Source organism: Candidatus Neomicrothrix sp. (genome assembly GCF_035329545.1).
In the GTDB taxonomy this organism is placed as follows: Bacteria; Actinomycetota; Acidimicrobiia; order Acidimicrobiales; family Microtrichaceae; genus Microthrix; species Microthrix subdominans.
The window spans coordinates 144717-166484 of record NZ_DAOLGP010000005.1 but is presented as its reverse complement, the minus strand read 5'-3'; the positions used below and the strand labels follow the sequence as shown (position 1 = coordinate 166484).

General features: G+C 69.0%; 21 protein-coding genes. 15 read left to right on the top strand and 6 right to left on the bottom strand.

The window, feature by feature from the left end; genetic code table 11:
• Positions 1-460: 460 nt before the first annotated feature.
• The 15 genes from PKD89_RS04930 to tsaB all read left to right on the top strand — a co-directional run bounded on the left by PKD89_RS04930 (position 461) and on the right by tsaB (position 17223).
• Positions 461-583, top strand: coding sequence for a hypothetical protein (locus tag PKD89_RS04930; RefSeq protein WP_287380029.1), 123 nt, complete (start codon positions 461-463; stop codon positions 581-583).
• Positions 584-699: 116 nt separating this feature from the next.
• Positions 700-2994 (top strand): phosphoribosylformylglycinamidine synthase subunit PurL, encoded by a 2295-nt coding sequence (gene purL / locus PKD89_RS04925; RefSeq protein ID WP_289010666.1) that lies wholly within the window; start codon positions 700-702, stop codon positions 2992-2994.
• A gap of 43 nt (positions 2995-3037) precedes the next feature.
• Positions 3038-3298: a hypothetical protein gene (locus PKD89_RS04920; RefSeq protein ID WP_287380033.1), complete on the top strand. Its 261-nt coding sequence runs from the start codon at positions 3038-3040 to the stop codon at positions 3296-3298.
• A 78-nt stretch (positions 3299-3376) separates the two neighbouring features.
• Positions 3377-5020: an amidophosphoribosyltransferase gene (gene purF, locus PKD89_RS04915; RefSeq protein ID WP_289010667.1), complete on the top strand. Its 1644-nt coding sequence runs from the start codon at positions 3377-3379 to the stop codon at positions 5018-5020.
• A complete protein-coding gene (gene purM / locus PKD89_RS04910; RefSeq protein WP_324332292.1) occupies positions 5017-5991 on the top strand; it encodes a phosphoribosylformylglycinamidine cyclo-ligase in 975 nt (324 codons plus the stop codon). Before purF ends, purM begins: the two co-directional genes overlap by 4 nt.
• On the top strand, positions 5963-6094 hold the full coding sequence (locus PKD89_RS04905; RefSeq protein WP_324332291.1) for a hypothetical protein: 132 nt from the start codon (positions 5963-5965) through the stop codon (positions 6092-6094). The genes purM and PKD89_RS04905 overlap by 29 nt, the downstream gene beginning before the upstream one ends.
• Before the next feature lie 162 nt (positions 6095-6256).
• Positions 6257-6721: a 50S ribosomal protein L13 gene (rplM, locus tag PKD89_RS04900; RefSeq protein ID WP_287380038.1), complete on the top strand. Its 465-nt coding sequence runs from the start codon at positions 6257-6259 to the stop codon at positions 6719-6721.
• Positions 6722-6744: 23 nt separating this feature from the next.
• A complete protein-coding gene (rpsI, locus tag PKD89_RS04895) occupies positions 6745-7137 on the top strand; it encodes a 30S ribosomal protein S9 (RefSeq protein WP_287390421.1) in 393 nt (130 codons plus the stop codon).
• Between the two features lie 40 nt (positions 7138-7177).
• Positions 7178-8557 carry a phosphoglucosamine mutase gene (locus PKD89_RS04890; RefSeq protein ID WP_287380042.1) on the top strand — a complete coding sequence of 460 codons (1380 nt, stop codon included), beginning with the start codon at positions 7178-7180 and terminating at the stop codon, positions 8555-8557.
• Between the two features lie 156 nt (positions 8558-8713).
• Complete coding sequence (locus tag PKD89_RS04885) at positions 8714-12193, top strand: SIS domain-containing protein (RefSeq protein ID WP_289010668.1); 3480 nt, start codon at positions 8714-8716, stop codon at positions 12191-12193.
• 19 nt (positions 12194-12212) lie between these two features.
• Entirely contained in the window at positions 12213-12794 is a 582-nt protein-coding gene (locus tag PKD89_RS04880; RefSeq protein ID WP_287380045.1) for a holo-ACP synthase, read from the top strand.
• Positions 12795-12981: 187 nt separating this feature from the next.
• On the top strand, positions 12982-14469 hold the full coding sequence (locus tag PKD89_RS04875; RefSeq protein WP_289010669.1) for a bifunctional ADP-dependent NAD(P)H-hydrate dehydratase/NAD(P)H-hydrate epimerase: 1488 nt from the start codon (positions 12982-12984) through the stop codon (positions 14467-14469).
• Positions 14470-14691: 222 nt separating this feature from the next.
• Positions 14692-15906, top strand: a complete 1215-nt coding sequence (gene alr / locus PKD89_RS04870) for an alanine racemase (protein WP_289010670.1) — start codon at positions 14692-14694, stop codon at positions 15904-15906.
• Complete coding sequence (gene tsaE, locus PKD89_RS04865; protein WP_324332290.1) at positions 15890-16534, top strand: tRNA (adenosine(37)-N6)-threonylcarbamoyltransferase complex ATPase subunit type 1 TsaE; 645 nt, start codon at positions 15890-15892, stop codon at positions 16532-16534. The genes alr and tsaE overlap by 17 nt, the downstream gene beginning before the upstream one ends.
• The gene (tsaB, locus tag PKD89_RS04860) at positions 16528-17223 is read left to right on the top strand and encodes a tRNA (adenosine(37)-N6)-threonylcarbamoyltransferase complex dimerization subunit type 1 TsaB (protein WP_287380052.1); all 696 of its coding nucleotides are present in this window, start codon (positions 16528-16530) and stop codon (positions 17221-17223) included. Before tsaE ends, tsaB begins: the two co-directional genes overlap by 7 nt.
• Positions 17224-17279: 56 nt before the next feature.
• On the opposite strand, the gene PKD89_RS04855 is transcribed toward tsaB, so the two are convergent.
• The 6 genes from PKD89_RS04855 to PKD89_RS04830 form a co-directional block, all read right to left on the bottom strand.
• The gene (locus PKD89_RS04855; protein ID WP_287380054.1) at positions 17280-17594 is read right to left on the bottom strand and encodes a hypothetical protein; all 315 of its coding nucleotides are present in this window, start codon (positions 17592-17594) and stop codon (positions 17280-17282) included.
• Between the two features lie 73 nt (positions 17595-17667).
• Positions 17668-18219, bottom strand: coding sequence for a type 1 glutamine amidotransferase domain-containing protein (locus PKD89_RS04850; RefSeq protein ID WP_287380056.1), 552 nt, complete (start codon positions 18217-18219; stop codon positions 17668-17670).
• 95 nt (positions 18220-18314) lie between these two features.
• Entirely contained in the window at positions 18315-19427 is a 1113-nt protein-coding gene (locus tag PKD89_RS04845; RefSeq protein WP_289010672.1) for a DNA topoisomerase IB, read from the bottom strand.
• A 4-nt stretch (positions 19428-19431) separates the two neighbouring features.
• Complete coding sequence (locus PKD89_RS04840) at positions 19432-20313, bottom strand: YihY/virulence factor BrkB family protein (protein WP_287380061.1); 882 nt, start codon at positions 20311-20313, stop codon at positions 19432-19434.
• Positions 20313-20825 (bottom strand): mycothiol transferase, encoded by a 513-nt coding sequence (locus tag PKD89_RS04835; RefSeq protein ID WP_287380063.1) that lies wholly within the window; start codon positions 20823-20825, stop codon positions 20313-20315. Before PKD89_RS04835 ends, PKD89_RS04840 begins: the two co-directional genes overlap by 1 nt.
• A 108-nt stretch (positions 20826-20933) precedes the next feature.
• Positions 20934-21704, bottom strand: a complete 771-nt coding sequence (locus PKD89_RS04830) for a YihY/virulence factor BrkB family protein (protein WP_287380065.1) — start codon at positions 21702-21704, stop codon at positions 20934-20936.
• Positions 21705-21768 lie beyond the last annotated feature (64 nt).

The following is a 21768-nucleotide window of genomic DNA, read 5'->3' as shown; positions in this document are numbered from 1 at the left end:
ACGAGCGACCACTCGGTACCCGGCGAAGTCGGTCGCCGCCGGTCAATCTCGCAGCGCCTCGTAATCGCTCACTGGCCGGAATCCGGCCGTCTCAAATACGACCGTTTGTGAACACCAGCGCTGGTGACTGTCGAAACGGACAGGACGGCGCCGGGTGGTGTCTCAGAACTCGTGTTCGGAATCAGCGTCTCAGCCGACCGGTCAAGCACCGTTATTGAGACGGTCGCTCGATGGGCGGTCACCTTCTCGATATGCGCAGGTCTCGATGGCCGATCGAGATGCTTCCCTGCAGCTCGATGCGCTGACCGCTACCGGCTGCGCCGTCGTGACGGATAATGCCTACCGAAAGATCCGCTCCATGAGGCCATGCCCGGGCACACGGGCCTGATACCTATGAGCACCACCGCGCCAAGAGCACCCAGGCCGACCCCCGAAGCTCCGCTGTTCCCCCAACGAAACGATGCTGGCCGACACCAACGGGTACCTCTACGACACCGACGGCACAGCAGTCACCATCAAAGGCCGCCACGTCACCGCCGCCGAACTCGACGCAGCAGCCGACGACTGCAAAACGGGACTCTGAGCCAAACCGCCATGGCGGACCATCGACGTGGTGCCCCACGGCGAGAACCCTTGAGGCCGATACCGTTCCACTTTGCGCTGCAGCCTTCGGGAGCCCTGTGCGGGCGGATCGGTAGGATGGGTCGTGTGAGCGACCCCTCCCCCCAGGCAGCCGACCTCGACGCCGAGAGCGGTAGCCCCGAGCCGCCGCTCCATCAGGCGCTCGGGCTCACCGACGACGAGTTCGCCCAGATCGGCGAACTGCTCGGCCGGCAACCCAACCACCTCGAGCTGGCGATGTACTCGGTGATGTGGTCCGAGCACTGCTCCTACAAGAGTTCCCGGGTGCACCTGGGCCGGTTCCCGACCGAGGCCCCGTGGGTGCTGGTCGGCCCGGGCGAGAACGCCGGCGTCGTCGACGTGGGCGACGGCATCGCCGTGGCGCTGCGCATCGAGAGCCACAACCACCCGTCCGCCATCGAGCCCTACCAGGGCGCTGCCACCGGCATCGGCGGCATCGTGCGCGACATCTTCACCATGGGCGCTCGCCCGATTGCGCTAATGGACCCGCTGCGCTTCGGCCCGCTCGACGACGCCCGCAGCCGCTGGATCGCCGAGGGCGTGGTGTCGGGCGTGTCCGGCTACGGCAACTCGGTCGGCATCCCCACCGTGGGCGGCGAGGTGGTGTTCGACGAGACCTACACCGAGAACCCGCTGGTCAACGTGTTCTGCCTGGGCATCCTGCCCACCGAGCGCCTCGTGCTGGCCAAGGCCTCCGGCGAGGGCAACCTGGCGGTGCTGCTGGGCAACTCCACCGGCCGCGATGGCATCGGCGGCGTGAGCGTGCTCGCCTCGGCCGAGTTTGCCGAGGGCGACGAGGCCAAGCGCCCCAGCGTGCAGGTGGGCGACCCTTTCGAGGAGAAGCGCCTGATCGAGGCGACGCTGGCCCTGCTCGACGCCGGCCTGGTCGTCGGCATCCAGGACCTGGGCGGCGCGGGCCTGACCTGCGCCACCTCCGAGACGGCGGCCAACGCCAACATGGGCATGGACGTCGACGTATCGGCCGTGCACCAGCGGGAGCTGCACATGAGCGCGGTCGAGGTGCTCACCTCCGAAAGCCAGGAGCGCATGCTGGCGATCGTCGAGCCGGAAAACCTCGATGCGGTGTTGGCGATCACCGACGCCTGGGAGGTGCGGGCATCGGCGATCGGCACCGTGACCGACACTGGCCTGTTGCGGGTGTTCGATGAGGAGGGCGGCGAGGTGTTGGCCGAGGTGCCGGCGACCACGCTGCACGAGGACGCGCCGCTGTTGCGGCGGCCGTTGGCGCCGCCGGAGGACCTGGACGAGCGCTGGGCCGACGAGCCCGATGTTGCTGCGACCGGCGACCAGACCGACGTGTTGCTCGGCATGGTGATGGACACTTCGTGGGTGTCGAGCCAGTACGACCACCAGCTGTTTCTCAACACGGTGGTCGGCCCCGGGGGCGACGCCACCGTGCTACGCCTGCGCGATCCGCGCACCGGCGCCGACACCGGCCGTGGCCTCGGCCTGAGCGCCGACGGCAACCACCGCTGGACCGCCAGCGACCCCGAGCGGGGCGCCGCCATGGTGGTCGCCGAGTCGGTGATGAACCTGGCTGCGGTCGGCGCCCGACCGCTGGCGCTGGTGAACTGCCTCAACTTCGGCAACCCGGAACATTTCGAGGTGATGTGGCAGCTGAGCAGCACCGTCGACGGCATGGCCGGGGCCTGCACGGCGATGGACCTGCCCGTGGTGGGCGGCAACGTCAGCCTCTACAACACCTCCGGCGGACGGAACATCGACCCGACCCCTGTGGTGACCACGCTGGGCCTGATCGACGACCTCAGCGCCGTGCCGCCGGGCCTGACGCTGGCCGAGGGAACGACGGTGATGGTGCTCGGTACGCCCACCGAGGGCCTGGCCGGCTCGCGCTGGGCCTGGGATCAGGGGCTTCGGGGCGGTCGCGTGCCCGAGCCCGACCTGGCGGCGGTGAAGACGGTGGCCGAGCTGACCCGCTCGTTGGTGGCCGATGGCACCGCGCTGGCCGTCCACGACGTCTCCGAGGGTGGCCTGGCCCTGGCGCTGGCCGAGATGGCGGTGGCCGGCGACGTCGGCCTCGAGACCGACGGCCACGATGGCGGAGACCGGACCGGTTCGACAATCCCCGACACGACGGGTGGATGGTTTGGCGAGTCGGCCGGCCGCATGGTCGTCGCTGTGTCCGAGGACGAGCTGGATGGGGTGTTGGACCGTGCGCACGCCGTCGGCGTTGATGCGGTAACCCTTGGCCATGCCGGGGGGTCCGTCCTTCGGTTGGGACAGGTGGTTACCGTGGATTTGCAGACACTTCGTGACGAGTGGCGCAGCCGATTGCCAGCGGCACTCGGCTCCGGCAATCTGTCGGAGTGAACCGCCCGTCGAGCTCCGTCCCCAGCACGTCAAAGGACCGCCCATGACCGTGCCCAACGTCACCGCACCGCTTCCGATCGGCGCAGCGGGTCGTTCCCTGTCGGGCGGGGTCGGCGACCATCTCGCGGACCGGCCGCCGGTCTCGAAGCGGAAGCGCTCGGTTCGCGACCTCACACCTTTTGTCTTCCTTGCGATGATCCTGATCCCGTCGCTGATCGTGCTGTGTCTGGCCATCGCTGACCCGGGTGCCAAGTCGCCAGGATCGGGCGCCGGCCCGGCTGTCGCCGTCGCCCCCGGCCCCTGAACCACCGCGCCGGCCAGACGACCGTCGACCTGGTGCTCCACATGGTGTCGACCGCGTTCCCGTGACACACTGAGCGCGGTGTTTCCTCCGGATGATCTGGCCCTCATCGACGGACCCGAATCGTGGGACGCCAGCGCGTCCGACGCCAACGGGGCCGACCTCGACGACGATCGGCCCAAGGAGGCCTGCGGGGTCTTCGCCATTCGTGGTCCCGGGCGCGACGTTTCGCATCTCACCTACCTGGGGCTCTACGCGCTGCAACACCGCGGCCAGGAATCGGCCGGCATGGCGGTCAGCGATCGCGAGCACATCACCGTGGTCAAGGACATGGGTCTGGTGTCCCACGTATTCGACGATCGCACGCTGGCGGCGCTTGACGGGGATCTGGCGATCGGCCACACCCGTTACTCGACCACCGGGTCCAGCGAGTGGCACAACGCCCAGCCGGTGTACCGGTCCACCGGTTTGGTCCACTTTGCGCTTGGCCACAACGGCAACCTGACCAACTCGGGCGCTCTCGCCGCCGAGACGGCGGTGCTGCCGGGCACGATCACCTCCGACACCGACCTGATGGCCGAACTGCTCGCCGATGAACTCGGGGTGGGCTGGGAGCGCGGGGTGGCCGAGGACGAACTGCTGATCGAGGCCGTGGCCCATGTGGTGCCCCGCCTCGAGGGAGCGTTCTCGCTGGTGTTGTGCGACACCGACCGGGTGATCGGCGTGCGCGATCCCAACGGGTTCCGCCCGCTGGTGCTCGGCGCGTTGGACGATGACTGGGTGTTGGCATCGGAGACGGCTGCGCTCGACGTCGTCGGCGCCAAGTTCGTTCGGGAGATCGAGCCCGGCGAGGTGATCGTCATCGACGACGCCGGGCCGCGCAGCCGCTTCCCCTTCGACGACGATCGCATCAACCCGACGCTGTGCCTGTTTGAGTTCGTGTACTTCGCCCGGCCCGACACCTTCTTGGGTGGACGGGGCGTTCACCGGGCCCGCGTGCGCATGGGCGAGGTGCTGTCCACTCAGCAGCCGGTGGAGGCCGACATGGTGATGGGCGTGCCCGAGTCGGGCATGCCGGCGGCGGAGGGATATGCCCGGGCGAGCGGCATTCCCTATGGGCAGGGCCTGGTGAAGAACCGCTATATCGGTCGAACGTTCATAGCGCCGTCCCAAGAGGTGCGATCGCTCGGGGTGCGCATGAAGCTCAACCCGCTGCGGGAAAATATCAAGGGCCAGCGCCTGATCGTCGTCGATGACTCGATCGTCCGGGGCACGACCACCAAGGCGATGGTGGCCATGCTCTACGCCGCCGGCGCCGCCGAGGTACACCTGCGGGTGTCGTCGCCGCCCTATCGCTGGCCGTGCTTCTACGGCATGGACACCGGCGCTCGCGACACCCTGCTCGCCGCCAAGATGACCGTGCCGGAGATCGAGGAGTATCTCGGGGTCGACAGCCTGGTGTACCTCGAGCTCGACAAGTTGCTGGCGGCGGTCGGGCCGTCCGCGGGCAGCGACGGAGACCCGGCCGACGAGTTCTGTGCCGCATGTCTGACCGGGGAGTATCCGGTGGAGATCCCGGTCAACCTGGGCAAGGACGTGCTGGAGGCCCCAAAGGCCCCGCAGCCGTCGCAGGCCTCTCTGCTCGGGACTGATGGAGACGCCGCAACCCCCGGCCGTCAAGAAGCAGGAGACCGCACCCCGGCATCGATTGGTGCCGGTCGGTGAGCGCTTCGAACGATCACCCGACAGCGAATCCTTCCGGCGGCGCCACCTACGCGGCGGCGGGCGTCTCCCTCGACGCTGGGGAGGAGGCGGTGCGTCGCATCCTGCCCATGTTGCGCCGGACGCACACCCCCGGGGTGATCGCCGACATCGGCGGCTTCGGTGGCCTTTTCGAAATGCCCGCCGGCTATCGACGGCCCGTGCTCGTCTCATCGACCGACGGGGTGGGCACCAAGCTCGAGGTGGCGCGTCTGGCCGACCGCTGGGACACCGTGGGCCTCGACCTTGTGGCGATGGTGGTCGACGACCTGGTGTGCTCGGGCGCCAAGCCGCTGTTCTTCCTCGACTATTTGGCGGTCGGTCGTCTCGACCCCGACCGGGTTGAGCTGTTGATGTCCGGCCTGGTGAAGGGCTGCGAGATCGCCGGTTGTGCGCTCATCGGTGGCGAGATGGCCGAACACCCCGGAACGATGGACCCCGATGCGCTCGACGTCGCCGGTTTTGCCGTCGGCGTCGTCGAACGTGACGAGATGATCACCGGCGATGCCGTCGTCCCCGGCGACTCGCTGGTCGGCCTGCGGTCGCCCGGCCTGCGCAGCAACGGATTCTCCTTGGCCCGGTCGGTGCTGATCGATGCCGACGACCCGCGGGCCTCGCTGGCCGCTCCGGCCTACCCCGGCGCACCCGAAGGGCCCTCCGTCGCAGACGAGCTGCTGTGCCCCTCGGTGATCTACTCGCCGGCGGTGCAAGCGATGCTGGCTGAGGCCCCGGTGCATGCGGTGGCCCACATCACCGGCGGTGGGCTGGTGGGCAACCTGCCGCGGGCGTTGCCCGAGCACCTCGCAGCCCACCTGGACGACACCGCCTGGGAGCGCCCCCCGATCGTCGCCGAGATCGCCCGACGCGGCGCCGTGTCCGAGGACGAACTGCGGCGGGGGAATCGGCATGGTGATCGCCACGCCCAAGCCCGATGAGGTGATCGCCGCCGCCCGCAGCGTTGGGGTGGAAGCCAGCGTCATCGGCGAGGTCGCGCCCGCCGAAGGTGACGTCCGCGTGCGCTTCGACTCCGACCGCTGAGCGAACCGATCGCACCCGGTCCCCGGGCGATCTCCGCCGATCATTGGTGAATCGCGCCGATCTGGGTCTACCATGGCGAGTCGCCCACGTGGCCTCCTGGCGCTCCTCCTGCGCCGACCCGTTTTCTCTCCCCACCGTTCCCCATCCGCAAAGGAACCTCCGGTGCGCACCTACGCCCCCAACGAAGCCGACATCGAGCGAGCCTGGCATGTCGTCGATGCCGACGGCCTGGTCCTCGGCCGCATGGCCACCGAGGTCGCCACCATCTTGCGCGGCAAGCACAAGCCGACCTTCGCCCCCAACGCCGATGTCGGTGATCACGTGATCATCATCAATGCCGACAAGGTGGTGCTCACCTCCAACAAGGCCGAGCGCAAGCCGATGTACAGCCACTCCGGCTACCCCGGCGGCCTCAAGGAGACCACCTACGCCGCGATGATGGACAAGGATCCGGCCGACGCAGTGCGGGGCAGCGTTCGAGGGATGATCCCCAAGAACAGCCTGGGCCGACGCATGCTGAGCAAGCTGCAGGTCTACACATCCACCGAATTTCAGGATCAGGGTGGGCATCCCCACGCCGCCCAGAAGCCTCAACCGTTGGCCATCGAACACGCCCGGGCGCGCTGAGCACCCTCCACAGGAGCACCATCATGGGACACCCCCTCGTTCAAGCAACCGGCCGACGCAAGCGCGCCGTCGCCCGCGTCCGGGTCCGTCATGGATCCGGCCAGATCACGGTGAACAATCGTCCGGTTGAGGCGTACTTTCCCAACGAAACCCACCGCATGGTGCTGGCCGAGCCGCTGGTTCTCACCGAGATGGGTGAGAACTACGACATCGACGCCACCATCCACGGTGGCGGCCCGACCGGTCAGGCCGGCGCGATGCGCCTCGGCATCGCCCGGGGCCTGGTGGCGCTCGACGCCGACCTGCGCGAGTCGCTCAAGCGTGCCGGCTTCCTCACCCGCGACGATCGCGAGAAGGAATCCAAGAAGTACGGCCTCAAGAAGGCTCGCAAGGCGCCGCAGTACTCCAAGCGCTGATGGACGTGGGCGCCCCCGAACGCGGTGGGGCACTTCGGTCATGAGCCTGCGCTTTGGAACCGACGGCGTAAGGGGCGTGGCCAACACCGAGTTGACCCCCACCTTTGCGCTGGCACTGGGCGCAGCCGTCGTCGACGCGTTTGACACCACTCAGGTGGTGATCGGCGTCGACACCCGGCGGTCGGGTTCCATGCTGGCCGCGGCGGTCTCCGCCGGGGTCGCCTCCGCCGGGGCGGACGCCATCGAGCTTGAGGTGATCCCGACGCCGGCCGTCGCCCGTGAGGCTCGAGTGCGCAACTGCCCCGGCGTGATGGTGTCGGCGTCGCACAATGCGTTCCAGGACAATGGCCTGAAGGTGTTTGGTCCCGGCGGGCAGAAGCTGTCCGATGCCGAGCAGAGCCGGATCGAGTCGACGATCATGGCCATCCTCACCACCGGCCGCGGCGTTCGCGTGGTCGGCCCCAACGAGATGGCGCAGGAGATCCCGCCGCCGACCGGCGCCGAGGTGGGCCGCATCGAGTGGGAACCTCAGGTGGCCGAGGACTACGTGGCCGAGCTGGTGCAAGCCGGTGGCGGCGACGGGGCACTTGACGGCATGGTGGCGGTGCTCGACGCCGCCCACGGCGCCGGATCGGCCATCGGGCCCCGGGCCCTGCGGCGCCTGGGTGTCGAGCTGAGGGTGATCGGCGACCTGCCCAACGGCACCAACATCAACGACGGCGTCGGATCCACCGCATTGGGCCCGCTGCGCGAGGCGGTGATGAACCTCGACGGTGCGGTCGGGTTCGCCCTCGACGGCGACGCCGACCGCTGCCTGGCCGTCGACGAGCACGGCAACGAGATCGACGGCGACCAAATCATCGCCGTCTGCGCGCTTGAGATGGCTCGGGCCGGCAAGTTGGACAATTCGGCGGTTGCGGTCACCGTCATGTCCAACCTGGGCTTCCGCAAGGCGATGGAGGCGGCCGGCATCGGCGTGGTGGTCACGCCGGTTGGTGACCGCTACGTGGTCGATGCCATGGCACGCGAGGGTCTGGTGCTTGGCGGCGAACAGTCCGGGCACGTGATCTTTGCCGACGTCGCCACCACCGGCGATGGCCTGCTCACCGCCATCCGCCTGCTGCGGGTGATGGCCGACCGGCGCAAGCCGCTGGGCGAGCTGACCGCCGAAGCGATGGTGCGTTTGCCCCAGAAGCTGCGCAACGTCTCGCTCGACGTTCGGCCTCCGGACCTGCTGGAGCGCATCGGCGATGCGGTCGACCGCGCCGAGGCCCGTCTGGGCGACGACGGTCGGGTGTTGATCCGTCCCTCGGGCACCGAGCCGGTCGTTCGGGTGATGGTCGAAGCACCGACCGCCGAGCTTGCCGCCGAGGTGGCCGACGAGCTGGCCACCGAGGTCGCACGCGCCGCGTTGGCGTAGGACTCAGGCCGGGGCGGCTCCCCAGAGCCGCAACCTTCTACACTGTCAGGGCACTGCCACCGATCGCCATGATGGTTCCGCCAGTCCCTGCGGACGCCAACACCATCATGATCACCCCACTCGCCGAACCTATCTCGGCTCAAGGAGTTGCCCTCGATGTGTGGAATCATCGCCCTGTTGCGTCGACCGGCTGCGGTGCAGCCCATCGACCTCACCCCGCTGGTCGGCCAGCTGACCAACGCCGCCGACCGTCTCGCCGGTGACGGCGAGACCCCAAATTGGAAAATGCTGGGCGAGGCCATCGAAGCCGCCGGCTTCGTCGACGAATCGCTGCGCGGGCTCAACGGCGCCGCAGCGCTGCTCGCCGAGCCACAACAGTCGGCCGAGCTGAAGCTGGCGTGCGAGCGGCTCGACGCGCTGGCCGACCGGATCGAGGCGGCCGAGGCAGAGGGGCTCGTGCCCGCCGACCGGGTCGAGGCGATCAACGCCCAGCTGATCGCGTTGCGCGATCCGTCCTGGGCGATCGCCCACGACCGTTTGCGCGCCGCCGAAGGCATCGTCGAGCTGATGGGCCTGGACCCGACAGATGGGGCGCTCGCCGCCGGGCTATCGGTGCATCAGGCGTTGTCGGCGCTCGACCGCCTCGAGGTGCGCGGCCGCGACTCGGCCGGTATCCAGCTGCTCGTCACCGGCCACGGCCTCGATCTCGAGTCACCCCAGGTGCAGGCGCTGCTCGACGAGCGTCGCTACCCGTTCTTTGGCTCCGGTGCCGTCCGCACGCCGGAAGGGGCCCTGTCGTTCGTCTACAAGGCGGCCGCCGAGATCGGCGAGCTGGGCGACAACACCGCCGCGATCCGCTCGGCGGTGCTGGGCGACGAACTGTTGCACCTGGCGCTGGAATCGCCCCACGCCTGGACGATGGTGCTCGGCCACACCCGTTGGGCGTCGGTCGGCATCATCTCCGAGGCCAACGCCCACCCCCAGTCGAGTGAGGAACTCGCAGCGGTCAGCGCGCTGCAGCGGGGCTCGACCGGCGGGGACACCCGGCCCTTCACCACGGCGGTGCTCAACGGCGACGTCGATAACCACGCCGACCTGGCGGCGGCTGAGACGCTGCAGCTGCCGGCCGAGGTAACGACCGATGCCAAGGTCATCCCGGTGCTGTGGAGCCGCCGTCTGGCCGAAGGCCAGGACAGCGAGGTGGCGTTCCGCAATGCGGTGGCGCCGATGGAGGGATCGGTGGCGATCGCCGCCAACAGCGCCGCTCGTCCAGGCGAGCTGATGCTCGCCCTTCGGGGCTCGGGCCAGGCCTTGTACGTCGGCCTGGCCGACGATGCCTTCGTCATCGCCTCGGAGCCCTACGGGGTGATCGAGGAGACCGCCAGCTACGTGCGCATGGACGGCGAGACCCCGAGCGACCCGGCCAACGCCAACGCCACCCGCGGACAGATCGTGCGCCTGGATGCGTCCGCCGCCGGCAGCCTGGCTGGCATCACCCGCTGGGGTTACGACGGCACCGAGCTGCCGGTGGCTGAGGGTGACGTTGTCTCCGGCGAGGTCACCACGCGCGACATCGACCGTGGCGACTTCCCCCACTTCCTGCTCAAGGAGCTGGGGGATGCCCCATCGTCCTTCGCCAAGACCCTTCGGGGCAAGCTGCTCGAACGTCCCGATGGTGGCTACGACGTGCGCCTCCCCGACGCCACATTGCCCGAGGGTGTGCGTGCAGCGCTGACCGACGGCACGATCGACCGGGTCTTGGTCATCGGGCAGGGCACCGCCGCCGTGGCCGGCCAGAGCCTGGCGTTTCAGCTGTCCAACCTGCTCGCAGACAACGACATCGACGTCGATGCCCTGCCCGCCACCGAGCTGTCGGGCTTCCAGTTGCGCTCGGACATGTCGACCACCCTGATCGTGGCGATCAGCCAGTCGGGGACGACCACCGACACCAACCGCACCGTCGACCTCGCTCGGGGCCGGGGGGCCAAGGTGGTGGCGATCGTCAACCGGCGAAACAGCGACCTGACCGACAAGGCCGACGGCGTGCTCTATACCGCCGATGGTCGCGACGTCGAAATGTCGGTCGCCTCGACGAAGGCGTTCTATTCACAGATCGCCGCCGGCATGTTGTTGGCCTACGGCATCGCCGCCGAGATCCCGGGAGCCCGCACCGCCGACGATCCCGAGGAGCAGGAGGTGCTGGCCGCGCTGGCCGTGCTGCCCGCCGTGTTGAAGGCCACCCTCGAGGTGCGGCCCCAGGCCGCCGAGGCCGCCCAGCGGTATGCGGTGTCGCGGCGCTACTGGGCACTGGTCGGCAACGGGCCCAACATCATCTCGGCTCGCGAGGTGCGGATCAAGCTCTCCGAGCTGTGTTACAAGTCGATCGCGTGTGACGCCACCGAGGACAAGAAGCACATCGACCTGTCGTCCGAGCCGTTGATCCTCGTCTGCGCCGCCGGGCTGGTCGGCTCCACCGCCGACGATGTCGGCAAGGAAATCGCCATCTTCCGGGCTCATAAGGCCGCCCCGATCGTGATCGCCACCGAAGGGGCCAGCGAGTTCACGGCTGCGGCCCACGTGATCTCCGTTCCCGAGACGCATCCACGCCTGGCGTTCATCCTCTCCGCCATGGCCGGGCACTTGTTTGGCTACGAAGCGGCCCTGGCGATCGACGCCCAGGCCCGAATCCTGCGTGAGGCCCGGGTGGTCGTCGAGGGGGCCCTGGCCGCTGGCGAGGATGCTGGCCAGCTCCTCGCAGGCCTGCGCGACGAGCTGGCGGCGCCGGCGAACAGCTGGTTTGCGGCGCTTCGGGCCGGCGAGCTGAACGGCCACATGGAGGCGTCGACCGCCCATCGGGTGGCCACCGCATTCCGCTTCACATTGGGTATTGCGCCCCTCGACGCCTACCAGGTGGAGCTGGGCAAGATCGGCACCCCGGGAGTGCTGATCGACGACCTGACGTCTGCGCTCAACGATGCGATCGACGAGCTGACCCGTCCGATCGATGCGATCAAGCACCAGGCCAAGACGGTCACCGTGGGCATCAGCCGCAGCGACGAGTCGGTGCTCGAGATCCCCTTGGTCAAGGAGCTGTTCGCCGCCGGTGCCAACCGGGACCGTATCAGCTACCGGACGCTGCGTACGCTGGCCGATCTGTCGCCGGCGGTCGCCGAGGTGCGCGGCTTCGTGCGCTACGACGTTACCGACGCCGACAGTGACACGCCGACAGCCACCGTGCTCGACAAGGGCGGGGTGGCCGCAGCGCTGACCTCCCGACTCGAGCGTGACCCCCGCCTTCGGGGAACCAAGCACCTGGTGGTCCGCGAGCAGGAGCTGCTGGTCACCCGAGGTCGCAAAGACGGCCGTTCGGTGTTGATCGCCCCCCAGGTGAAGAATGGGGTGACCACCGGCCTCGTGTTGTTGCACGTCGAGCTGGCCGGCCACCTGGACGCGAAGACAGCCCGCAACGTGCTCCAGGGCTATCGCAGGCGGTATCAGGGGTTGAGCGACGCGGTCACCGAGACCGAGGAGCACTTCCGCGACGACCTGCTGGCCGAACAGCCCGTCATCGACTTGTTGGCACTGCCGGTCTTGGAGCTGGCTGAGCGCTGGCGCAGTGCACCGGCGGGCGGCTAGCGCAGGCCGTGCCGCAGCGATGAGCCCGATCCACTGGGTGGCGTCCAACGGCCCGATGCCCGAGCGCATTCCGGCCGTTGACGCCGACCCCGGCGGGGATGGCCATGACAACGCCGATGAGGGCGCTGCGTCGTCGCAGCCCCGGCTCGACGGTGTCCATGGCGCGGTCTCGGTGCACTTCGGCGGGGGTGTCCCCGCCAATGCGGTGGCGGTCGGCATCGACGCTGTCGACGTGCAACGGTTGGCTGTGGTGCTCGAACGCACCCCGGCCATGCGGGAGCGCTGTTTCACCACCACCGAGTTGGTCGACGCCGCCACAGGCGGCGACGAAATCGGCCACCTGGGCATCTGTTTCGCCGCCAAGGAGGCGGTGGCCAAGGCGTTGGGGTGTGGGCTGGGTCCGGTGGGGTTTCACGACATCGAGCTCCACCGCAGCGAGTCGGGTGCCCCGGCGCTGAGCCTCAACGGTGCGGCCGTGCCGCTGGCCGAGGCCGCCGGCATCGCCTCGTGGTTGGTCTCGGCCACCCACACCGACACGGTGGCCCAGACCGTCGTCATCGCGCTCGATGCAACGAGCGGGGCGAGGCCGGCCGCCCGATAGCGCGACTCCCCACAAGGCCCCAACGGCCTCGGTCGCAGGCGAACTGGGGAGTGCAGGGCGCGGTCTGGCGGTTGTCTGGGCTCCCGGGTTCGGGGCCGGGACTTGGCGTGGGGCGAACTGGGGAGTGCAGGGCGCGGTCTGGTGGTTGTCTGGGCTCCCGAGTTGGTCGAGGTGGCAAGCTCTGGAGATGGAACCGGTGCTCACGCCCGAGGAGATGACGGCGGTCGACGCCGCCGCTGCCGATCGAATGGACGAGCTGGTGCAACGTGCCGGCGCCGCCGTGGCGCGTCAGGCGTTGCGAATGCTCGGCGGCGCCTACGGGCGTCGTGTCCATGTCATGGCCGGGCCCGGCAATAACGGTGCGGACGGTCGGGTGGCTGCCGAGTTGCTGCGCCGCCGAGGTGTCCGTGTCAGCGTGGGCACACACGATCAGCCCGTGCCGACGGCGGTCGCCCACGACCTACTGATCGACGCCGCGTTCGGCACCGGCTTGAGCCGCCCCTACGAACCTCCGCCGGCGCCCGGGGGTGTCCCCGTGCTGGCGGTCGACATCCCCTCTGGCCTCGATGGTTTGACCGGGGAGCTGCGGGGTCGACCTTGGCGGGCTGACGCCACGATCACCTTTGCTGCGCTGAAAAGCGGGCTGATCCTCGGCGAAGGACCTGAGTACTGCGGCGCGGTCGAGGTGGCCGGCATCGGGTTGAGCGTCGACGCCGAGGTGGGCTCGGGCTCACGGCTGACCAGGGGACTGGTCACCGACGACGACGTGGCATGTCACTGGCCTGGTCGATCGACCAGTGCGCACAAGTGGCAGAGCGCGGTTTGGGTGATCGGTGGTTCACCGGGCATGACCGGCGCCGCTGCCCTCGTCGCCCAGGCAGCCAGCCGCGCCGGCGCCGGATATGTGCTGGTCAGCGCACCGCCGGCGCCGTCGTCGCAGCGTTCCGTTGGCGAGGACTCTCGCATCCGGACCGACGGGACCGGTGTCCCCGGCCCACACGGCCACCTGCCCGCAGCTCCGCTACCGGTGGAGGCGGTTACCCGACAACTGAACGGGGACGGCGGCGTCGGATCGAGTTGGGCCGAGACGGTGGCCGCAGAACAGCGGGTTGGGGCGCTGGTCATCGGCAACGGGCTGGGGCGCGATGAGGGCGTGCTTGACGGGGTGATCGAGTTGCTGGCGCTCAGCGACGCACCAGCTGTGCTGGACGCCGATGCGCTCGGCGGCGGCGGGGAACGGCTGCTGGACGCTTGCGCCAGGCGCCAGGCCACGACCGTGCTCACCCCGCACGATGGCGAATACGCCGCGCTGATGGGGGACCCGCCAGGAAGCGACCGTCTGGAGGCGGCACTTCGGCTGGCCCGACGGGGCAACTGCATCGCGCTGTTGAAGGGTCCGACCACCGTCGTCGCCGGGCCTGACGGGCGGGTGGCGATCAGCACCAGCGGGGACCAGCGCCTGGCCACCGCCGGCACCGGCGACGTGTTGGCCGGCATCGTGGGGGCCGCCCTGGCCCGTGACGGTGCCGATCCGCTGATGAGCGTTGCGTTGGCGGCCCACGTTCACGGCCGGGCAGCCATGCGGGGCCCGGAGCTCGGGTTTCGGGCCAGCGACCTGCCCGACCTGGTCGCCGCCACGCTGGACGAGCTCGTCACCGACGGGTACCACCCGTGAGGGGCTCCTCAACCCGCGAGGAGCGCAGGAACTCGGGAGCCCGGAGTGCCGTCTGGTGGGCGTTTCCGCTCCCGACTTGGAGTGTGGCCTGGAACTCGGGAGCCCAGCGTGCCGTCTGGTGGGCGTTTCCACTCCCGACTTGGGGTGTGGCCTGGAACTCGGGAGCCCAGCGTGCCGTCTGGTGGGCGTTCCCCCTCCCGACTTGGGGTAGGGGGCCCTGACGTGACGCGTCCGAGCTTCGTCGAGGTTGACCTCGATGCCATCGCCTACAACGCCGCCGTGCTTGCGGAGGTGGCCAGGCCCGCCCGGTTGTGCGCGGTCGTCAAGGCCGACGGCTACGGGCACGGCGCAGTTCCGGCGGCTCGGGCGGCGCTGGCCGGAGGGGCCGACATGCTGGGCGTGGCGATGGTGGAGGAGGGGGCCGAGCTGCGTTCTGCAGGGCTGGATGCGCCGATCCTGGTGCTCGGCCCGCAGGCGGACGACTCGATGAGCGATGCGGTGACCCACCGGCTGGAGCTGATGGTGTCCTCGGTCGCCGAGCTCCGTGCGATCTCCGCCGCCCATCGCCAGCTCGGGGGTGGCAACCCGTCGACCAGGGTTCACCTGCTGGTCGACTCGGGCATGCGACGCGCCGGCGTCGAACCTCGTCAGCTGGCCTCGTTGCGCGCCGAGGCGGCCCGACTCCCAGGGATCGAACCGGTGGCGGTGGCCACCCACTTCGCTCGGGCGGACGAGCCGACCGAGCCCACCACCGACCTTCAGCTCGCCCGATTCGAGGAGGCGCTAACCAGCCTGGACCTCACCGGCAACGAGATCCCGATGATCCACGCCGCCAACTCGGCGGCGACGATCACCAGGCCCGACGCCCGCTTCGACCTGGTGCGTTGTGGCATCTCGCTGTACGGGCTGGCGCCGTCGCCTCAGCTGGAGAGCAACGAGGTGGTGCGACGGTTGCGGCCGGCGCTGCGGGTACTCAGCGCGGTGAGCCTGGTGAAAGCGGTGCCGGCGGGGGAGGGCGTCAGCTACGGCCACCACCGGGTGACCGATCGGCCCACGATGCTCGGGGTTGTACCCATTGGTTATGGCGACGGCGTCCCCCGTGGGATCGGCCTGGACCCACGGGCGGGACGCGCCGCGACGAGCGGGCAGCCGGGAGTCAGCGCACTGGTCGGGGGCGTTCGGCGGCCCATCCTCGGTGCGGTCACGATGGACCAACTCGTGCTCGACTGCACCGACGGACCATCGGTCGGGGTGGGCGACGAGGTGGTGTTGCTCGGCGCTCAGCCGGTCGCCTCCCAGAGCCAGACCGGCGTCGCGATCAGCCCCACCGAATGGGCGGGCTGGATGGGCACGATCAATTACGAGATCGTGACCCGCCTTGGGGCGCGTCTGCGGCGCCGCTACCTCGGGGTCGCCTCGGATGGGGAACTATCCTGAGGCGGTGACCCAGCGCGACCAGGCATTCTCAGGGCCACCGGCGGAGTCGTCGCGTCGGTTGCGCACCCTGTCGGCCGAGGGCACCAAGGCGGTGGCGGCGTCGCTGGCCGGTTGGCTGGAGCCGGGCGACGTCGTCGTGCTCAGCGGTGATCTCGGTGCCGGCAAGACCACCTTCACCCAGGGCCTGGCCCTCGAGCTGGCGGTGACCGACCCGGTGACCAGCCCGACTTTTGCGATCCTCCAGCAGTACGACGGAACCCAACACACCCAAGGGAGCCAACGAACGTTGGTGATCAACCATCTCGACGTCTACCGGTTGGGGACGCTCGACGAGGCCGAAGCCCTCGGGCTCGACGAGTTGCTCGACGGCGAGGCGGTCACCCTGGTCGAGTGGGGGGAGGCGATCGAAACCTTGCTGGGGCCGTCTCGGCTGGTGGTTACCTTGCAGCTCGCGCCGGTTGACGACGACGGGGAACCGGACGCCGCCGGTAGCGACGCTCTCGATCAACGCGTGGTCACCCTCGAGTTGCTCGGCACCGAGCGGCGGCGCCACCAGAGCCTTGACCGGGCGCTGGCGCAGGCGCTCGACGACAGGGGCGTTGCCCTGGAGGGCGAGGAGCCGTGCTGATCCTGGGCATCGAAACCGCAACCGACCGGGTGGGGGCTGCGCTGGTCGACCATGGCGGTGTGCTCGCCGAGACCCACCTGCGGGGTGGTCGCCGCCATGCGGAGACGCTCGGCCCGGCCATCGAGTTTCTCATGGGCCAGTCCGGTCATACCCCGGAGGACCTGGCGGCGGTGGCGGTGGACGTGGGCCCCGGGCTCTTTACCGGTCTTCGGGTGGGCCTCGCCCACGGCAAGGCGATGGCGCACGCTCTGGGGATCCCGATGGTCGGCGTGCCCAGCCTCGATCTCGTCGCCTTCCCGCTGCGCTACACCGGCCGACGGGTGGTGTCGGTGATCGATGCCCGACGCGGTGAGGTGTACTGGGCGATCTACCGCGCGGTGCCGGGCGGAGTGCAGCGCATCGACGACTACCAGATCAGCTCACCGGACGACCTGGCGTCAGAGCTGACCGCTGATCCGGAACCAACCCTCGGGGTGGGCGACGGGGCCCATCGCTACGCCGACGTGCTCGGCGAGATCGGCGGTTTCGAGCTGGCCGACCCGGCGCTGTCCCACCCGTCGGCCTCGTCGCTGGTGCAGCTGGCCCACCCTCGGGCGATGCGGGAGGAGTTCGTCAACCAGAGCGAAGTGGAGCCGATCTACCTGCGCCGACCCGACGCCGAGATCAACTGGGTCACACGCAACGGCTGAGGCTCGCTTCGTCGGCCCAAGAAACAGCGGCAGGACGTCAGGATCGGCCCGACGACCTAGCCGGCGGCGTGGCGGTGACGCTTGGAGAGGGCCCGAACAGCGGTGACGTCGTTGGGCGGAGTTTCGGGTCCGAAGGCCACCGCGTACAGGCTCTTGTGCGCGCCGCAGTCGAGGGCGAACAGCACGGCCTCGTCGTCGGGGTTGCTGTCCCCCTCGAAGCGCACCACATGGTCGATGCCGATGTTGGTCGCATCGCATGCCGAATGGCACCCGGAGCAGTGAAGCTTGCCGTCGTCGTGGGCGGATACGTCCTCGGTGTACCCGTCCTGTACCAGACGGGTCATCGCTTCAGAGAGAGTTTCCATCGCCATGTGTTGAAGCTATCCCTCCCTCGTCGGGAGAGACAGGGGGTCATGGCGGAATCTCGTCACGGGAGTTGGTCGATCAGTCGGCGAAGGCCTCGATGATCGCCTGGTTGAAGCCGGGCAGATCATCGGGGTTTCGGCTGGTCACCAGTACGCCGGGACCGCAGTTGCACACCTTGACGGGCTGGTCGACCCATGCTGCCCCGGCATTCTCGATGTCGGTGCGAAGGCTGGGCCAGCTGGTGAGTTCGCGGCCGACGACGACGCCCGCCTCGATCAGAGTCCACGGGCCATGACAGATCGCCGCCACCGGCTTTCCGGCTTCGAGGAACGCCTTGGTCAAGGCAACGGCAGGAGCGTCGGTACGGAGCTGATCCGGGTTGGCGACGCCCCCGGGCAGCACCAGCCCGGCGTACTCGTCGACCCTGGCGTCAGCCGATGCCACGGACGCATCGAAAACGTCGCCCCGGTCGAGGTGCTTGAAGGCCTGAACGTCGCCGGTGTCGGGAGCGATGAGCACCGGGGTGCCGCCGGCGGCCTCGACCGCCTGCCATGGATCGGTCAGCTCCACCTGTTCGACGCCTTCGTTGGCGACGAGAAATGCGACCTTCTTGCCGGTCAGTCCTGCCATGGCACGTTCCCTTCGTCGACGAGCGGGCTCAGCGGGCGTACCCCGAGAGAGCCGTGATCAACCATGGCGCGCGACCGATGACGATTCAAGGGCAATCATCCGGACGTCCTGGTGGCAGCGGTCGAGCCCGCGCTCTGAAGCAACCGGGCCAGCGCGGCCTCGCCCCGGCTCCTGACCGCCGAGCCCCGCGACGCCGACCAGGCCGATCGGAGTTCGTCGGCGCCGGCCTCGAGCACCCGGGGGTGTACATAGGAGGATCGAGCGACCGTTCGGGTATTGCCCAAGGCAGCGGCGGCGGCGTCCACGGCTTCGACCTCGTCGGCGCCGGTGACCCGGGCCTCCAACGCGACCGCCGATCCTCCCCAGGTGCGAAAGTCCTTGGTGGAGAATCCGGGGCCGGTGTGTAGGCGCACGAACTCATTGACCTCGGCTGCGCTGACGTGGCGGGGTTCATCACCCCGCACGGGGTCGTCGGGGTCGACGAACCACAGCAGCCGGTCGTCCTCGCTGCCCGCAGCGAAGCGCTCGAGCAACCGAGCCAGGTCGTCGTCGAGTTTGATTCTGCGCCGCTGACCGCTTTTGGAGTAATAGTCCAGCCGGGCGACTGCCGTGGGCTCGCCCGCGTGCTCGTCCTCGCCGGCCTCCTCCCCATCGTTGTCGTCCTCAGCGCCGTTGCGGAGGTGGTCGACCATCAACGTGGTGGCCCCGTGGTGACCGTCGTCGGCCGAGTCCTCGTTGCCCACCCTCAGCAGGTGCCGATCGATCAGGGCGGCGGCGGTGGCGACCGCCAAACGTCGGCTGCCCAGCGGTTGGGCGAGTTCGGCGGCTACGGCGGTGCGCAGGCCCGGGATCGCCCGGGGGAAGTGGCCCAGGCGCTCGAACTTGCGACGATCCATCAGCGACGCATAATCGGGGTGATAGCGGTATTGCTTGCGTCCGGCGTCGTCGATGCCGGTGACCTGGAGGTATCCGGTCTCGTCCGGGCAGACCCAGACGTCCTGCCATGCAGGCGGAATCACCAGTGATTCCAGCCGGGAGCGATGCCCGCCTGTGAGCGTCGTTCCGTCGGCGGTGCGATAGCTGAAGCCCCGCCCACACACGCGGCGGGTCCAGCCCGCTTGGTCGTCGGTGACGTGGACGAGCCCGGCCTGTGGTGCCAGCACGGCCGGATCATCTTCGAGCAGTTCCTTCGGGAGGCGGACGGCCATGGCTTCAGCGCTCGGTGCCGAACGAGCGCTTTGCGTCCCGGGGCCGCTCGAGCTCGGCGTTGATCTCCGCACCGACGATGATGACGATCGAGCAGATGTACATCCACAACAGCGTGACGACGATGGCTCCCAGGGAACCGTAGGTCTCGTTGTAGGAACCGAAGCGGCTGACGTACACGCTGAAGCCAAGCGAGGCGATCACTGTCGCCGCCACGGCAAAACCAGCGCCCGAAGAGATCCATCGGCGCGGCGGTTTGGAGCGTTCGGGGCCCACCCGATAGAAGACCGAGAGCGCCACGGTGATGATGGCGGCGGCTCCCAACCAGCCGCCGATCCGCACAGCCACCGAGGCCGGGCCGCTGAAGGCGGTCGCTGAGAAAGAGAGCACAATGGTGATGAGCCCCAAGACAGCGAGCAGCGCCAAAGTGAGCGCGACCGCATGACCGCGTTTGCGCCAGAAGGGCCGATCGTCGGAGACGTCGTGGGCGATGTTGAGGGCCTCGGCCAGATGGAAGATGCCGCTCGAGGCGGTCCACAGCGCCACGAGCACACCGGCGGCCAGGCCCACGCTGAGTGCCCCTGAGGAGGCGGAGGCGACCGAGTTGAGTTGTTGTTCGATCAGTTTGGTCACGGCGTCGGGCACCCCCGGCCCGAGCCGGGCGATGAGGTCGCTGACCTGATCTGGGTCCGAGACCAGACCGTAGAGCGAGACCCCGGCGATGATGAGCGGGATCAGCGCCACGAAGCCGAAGAATGCGACGCCGGCGGCGGTGAGGGTTACGTGATCCCCGACGAATCGCTCGTAGACGCCGATGGTGAGTTGCCTGAGTCGGCGCCACCGGCTGTCCGACCCGTGTGCCCCGGCTGGCGCCGGTTGTCGGTTCACTACGCGGCTCGCTCGATTAAGCCCCGCAGGTAGGCCGCCTGCCCGACGTGCTGAAGGCTGTCGTCGGCCACGCTGACCAGCCGCACGCCCAGGGTGACGGGCGGGTCCCAAGCGTCGTCGATCACGTCGTCCAGCCGGGCGGCGTTGAGCGAACCCAGGTAGGCGCGCGTCCGCTGCCAAACCGCATCGTGATAGTCGACGATGGCGTCTGGGCCTACCGCACGAACCGCAACCATTTCGGTTGGGGAATGCCCGTAGCCCGTGTTGTTCGGGTCGGAGTCGAGACCGAAGCGCTCACCCCAGTTGCTGCGTTGCCACAGTTGGGCCTCGCCGAGCAGTTCGCTCAGGTGGTGGTCCTGCACTCGGCTGAGGTGCCAGAGCAGCCAGCCGATCGTGTTGCCACCACCGGCCGGTTGGGTGGTGAGCGATCGTTCGTCGAGGCCGTCGCAGGCGGCTACGACCAGCGGGGGGATTCGCTCGTACAACTCGATGAGCAGTCCGTTTGTGTTCACGATCTGGTGCCTTCCGTGAGGTCGACTTCGGTTCGGCAGGGGTTGTACCCCGTTCGGCATCCGCCCAACCCCGGAGGTTGCCAGCGCGCCGGCCCTTGATGGCACGCATCAAGGGGCTGGATCATGGCGGTCTTGAGAAGAAGACGGGCCGACCGAGTCGGCGACGTGCGCGCCGCGGCGGCCCATGGGCTTGGCGTGACCACGTGTGCTGTCCCGCAGCGTCTGGGGCTCCATTTCGGCGTTGAGCTCTGCGCCGACGATGACAACGATCGCGACGAGGTACAGCCACATCAGGGTCACCACGATCGCTCCTAACGACCCGTAGGTTTCGTTGTACGAGGCAAAGTTGGCGACGTACAAACTGAAACCGATCGACACGATCACCGCTGAGACCACAGCGAGACCAGCGCCCCAGGAGGCCCATCGCCACTTCGGCTCGTCACGGTCGGGCCCGTAGCGATACAACGCGGTCAGCCCGAAGGTGATCAGGGCTGCGACGGCCAGCCATCCGACGATCTGAGCCCCGATGGAAGCGACCCCGGTGATCGCCGACGAGCCGGCCAGGGTCAGCACGGCGCCGACGGCAGCAGTCAGTACCAGTGCTCCGAGGGTCATCGCCAGAGCAAGCGCCCGCTTCTTCACAAAGGTTCGGCCGTCGGTCTCGTCATAGGCGATGTTCAAGGCTTCGATCAGGTGGGCGAACCCGCTTGATGCCGTCCACAGCGCCACGGCGATGCCCACCACAGGGGCCACACCGGCGGCGGTCAACGTGACGTGATCCTCAAGAAACTCGTCTTTGACGCGGAGGGCGATGTCCTTCCAACCGGAAGGGGGGAGTTCGGCCGGTGACGTCGCGTCGCGACCTCGTTCGGTTGTCATGCATGACCTCGTTGTTGTGGTGGCTGGGGTGATGGCTGCGGCAACAGGAAGGTCGTTGACGCGG

Excerpts from the sequence above, each read along its gene's own strand:
- PKD89_RS04930 (WP_287380029.1), top strand. The coding sequence starts at position 461 with ATGCTGGCCGACACCAACGGGTACCTCTACGACACCGACGGCACAGCA.
- purL (WP_289010666.1), top strand. The coding sequence starts at position 700 with ATGGGTCGTGTGAGCGACCCCTCCCCCCAGGCAGCCGACCTCGACGCC.
- PKD89_RS04920 (WP_287380033.1), top strand. The coding sequence starts at position 3,038 with ATGACCGTGCCCAACGTCACCGCACCGCTTCCGATCGGCGCAGCGGGT.
- PKD89_RS04905 (WP_324332291.1), top strand. The coding sequence starts at position 5,963 with ATGGTGATCGCCACGCCCAAGCCCGATGAGGTGATCGCCGCCGCCCGC.
- rpsI (WP_287390421.1), top strand. The coding sequence starts at position 6,745 with ATGGGACACCCCCTCGTTCAAGCAACCGGCCGACGCAAGCGCGCCGTC.
- PKD89_RS04890 (WP_287380042.1), top strand. The coding sequence starts at position 7,178 with ATGAGCCTGCGCTTTGGAACCGACGGCGTAAGGGGCGTGGCCAACACC.
- PKD89_RS04885 (WP_289010668.1), top strand. The coding sequence starts at position 8,714 with ATGTGTGGAATCATCGCCCTGTTGCGTCGACCGGCTGCGGTGCAGCCC.
- PKD89_RS04880 (WP_287380045.1), top strand. The coding sequence starts at position 12,213 with ATGAGCCCGATCCACTGGGTGGCGTCCAACGGCCCGATGCCCGAGCGC.
- PKD89_RS04875 (WP_289010669.1), top strand. The coding sequence starts at position 12,982 with ATGGAACCGGTGCTCACGCCCGAGGAGATGACGGCGGTCGACGCCGCC.
- tsaE (WP_324332290.1), top strand. The coding sequence starts at position 15,890 with ATGGGGAACTATCCTGAGGCGGTGACCCAGCGCGACCAGGCATTCTCA.
- PKD89_RS04855 (WP_287380054.1), bottom strand. The coding sequence starts at position 17,594 with ATGGCGATGGAAACTCTCTCTGAAGCGATGACCCGTCTGGTACAGGAC.
- PKD89_RS04850 (WP_287380056.1), bottom strand. The coding sequence starts at position 18,219 with ATGGCAGGACTGACCGGCAAGAAGGTCGCATTTCTCGTCGCCAACGAA.
- PKD89_RS04845 (WP_289010672.1), bottom strand. The coding sequence starts at position 19,427 with ATGGCCGTCCGCCTCCCGAAGGAACTGCTCGAAGATGATCCGGCCGTG.
- PKD89_RS04830 (WP_287380065.1), bottom strand. The coding sequence starts at position 21,704 with ATGACAACCGAACGAGGTCGCGACGCGACGTCACCGGCCGAACTCCCC.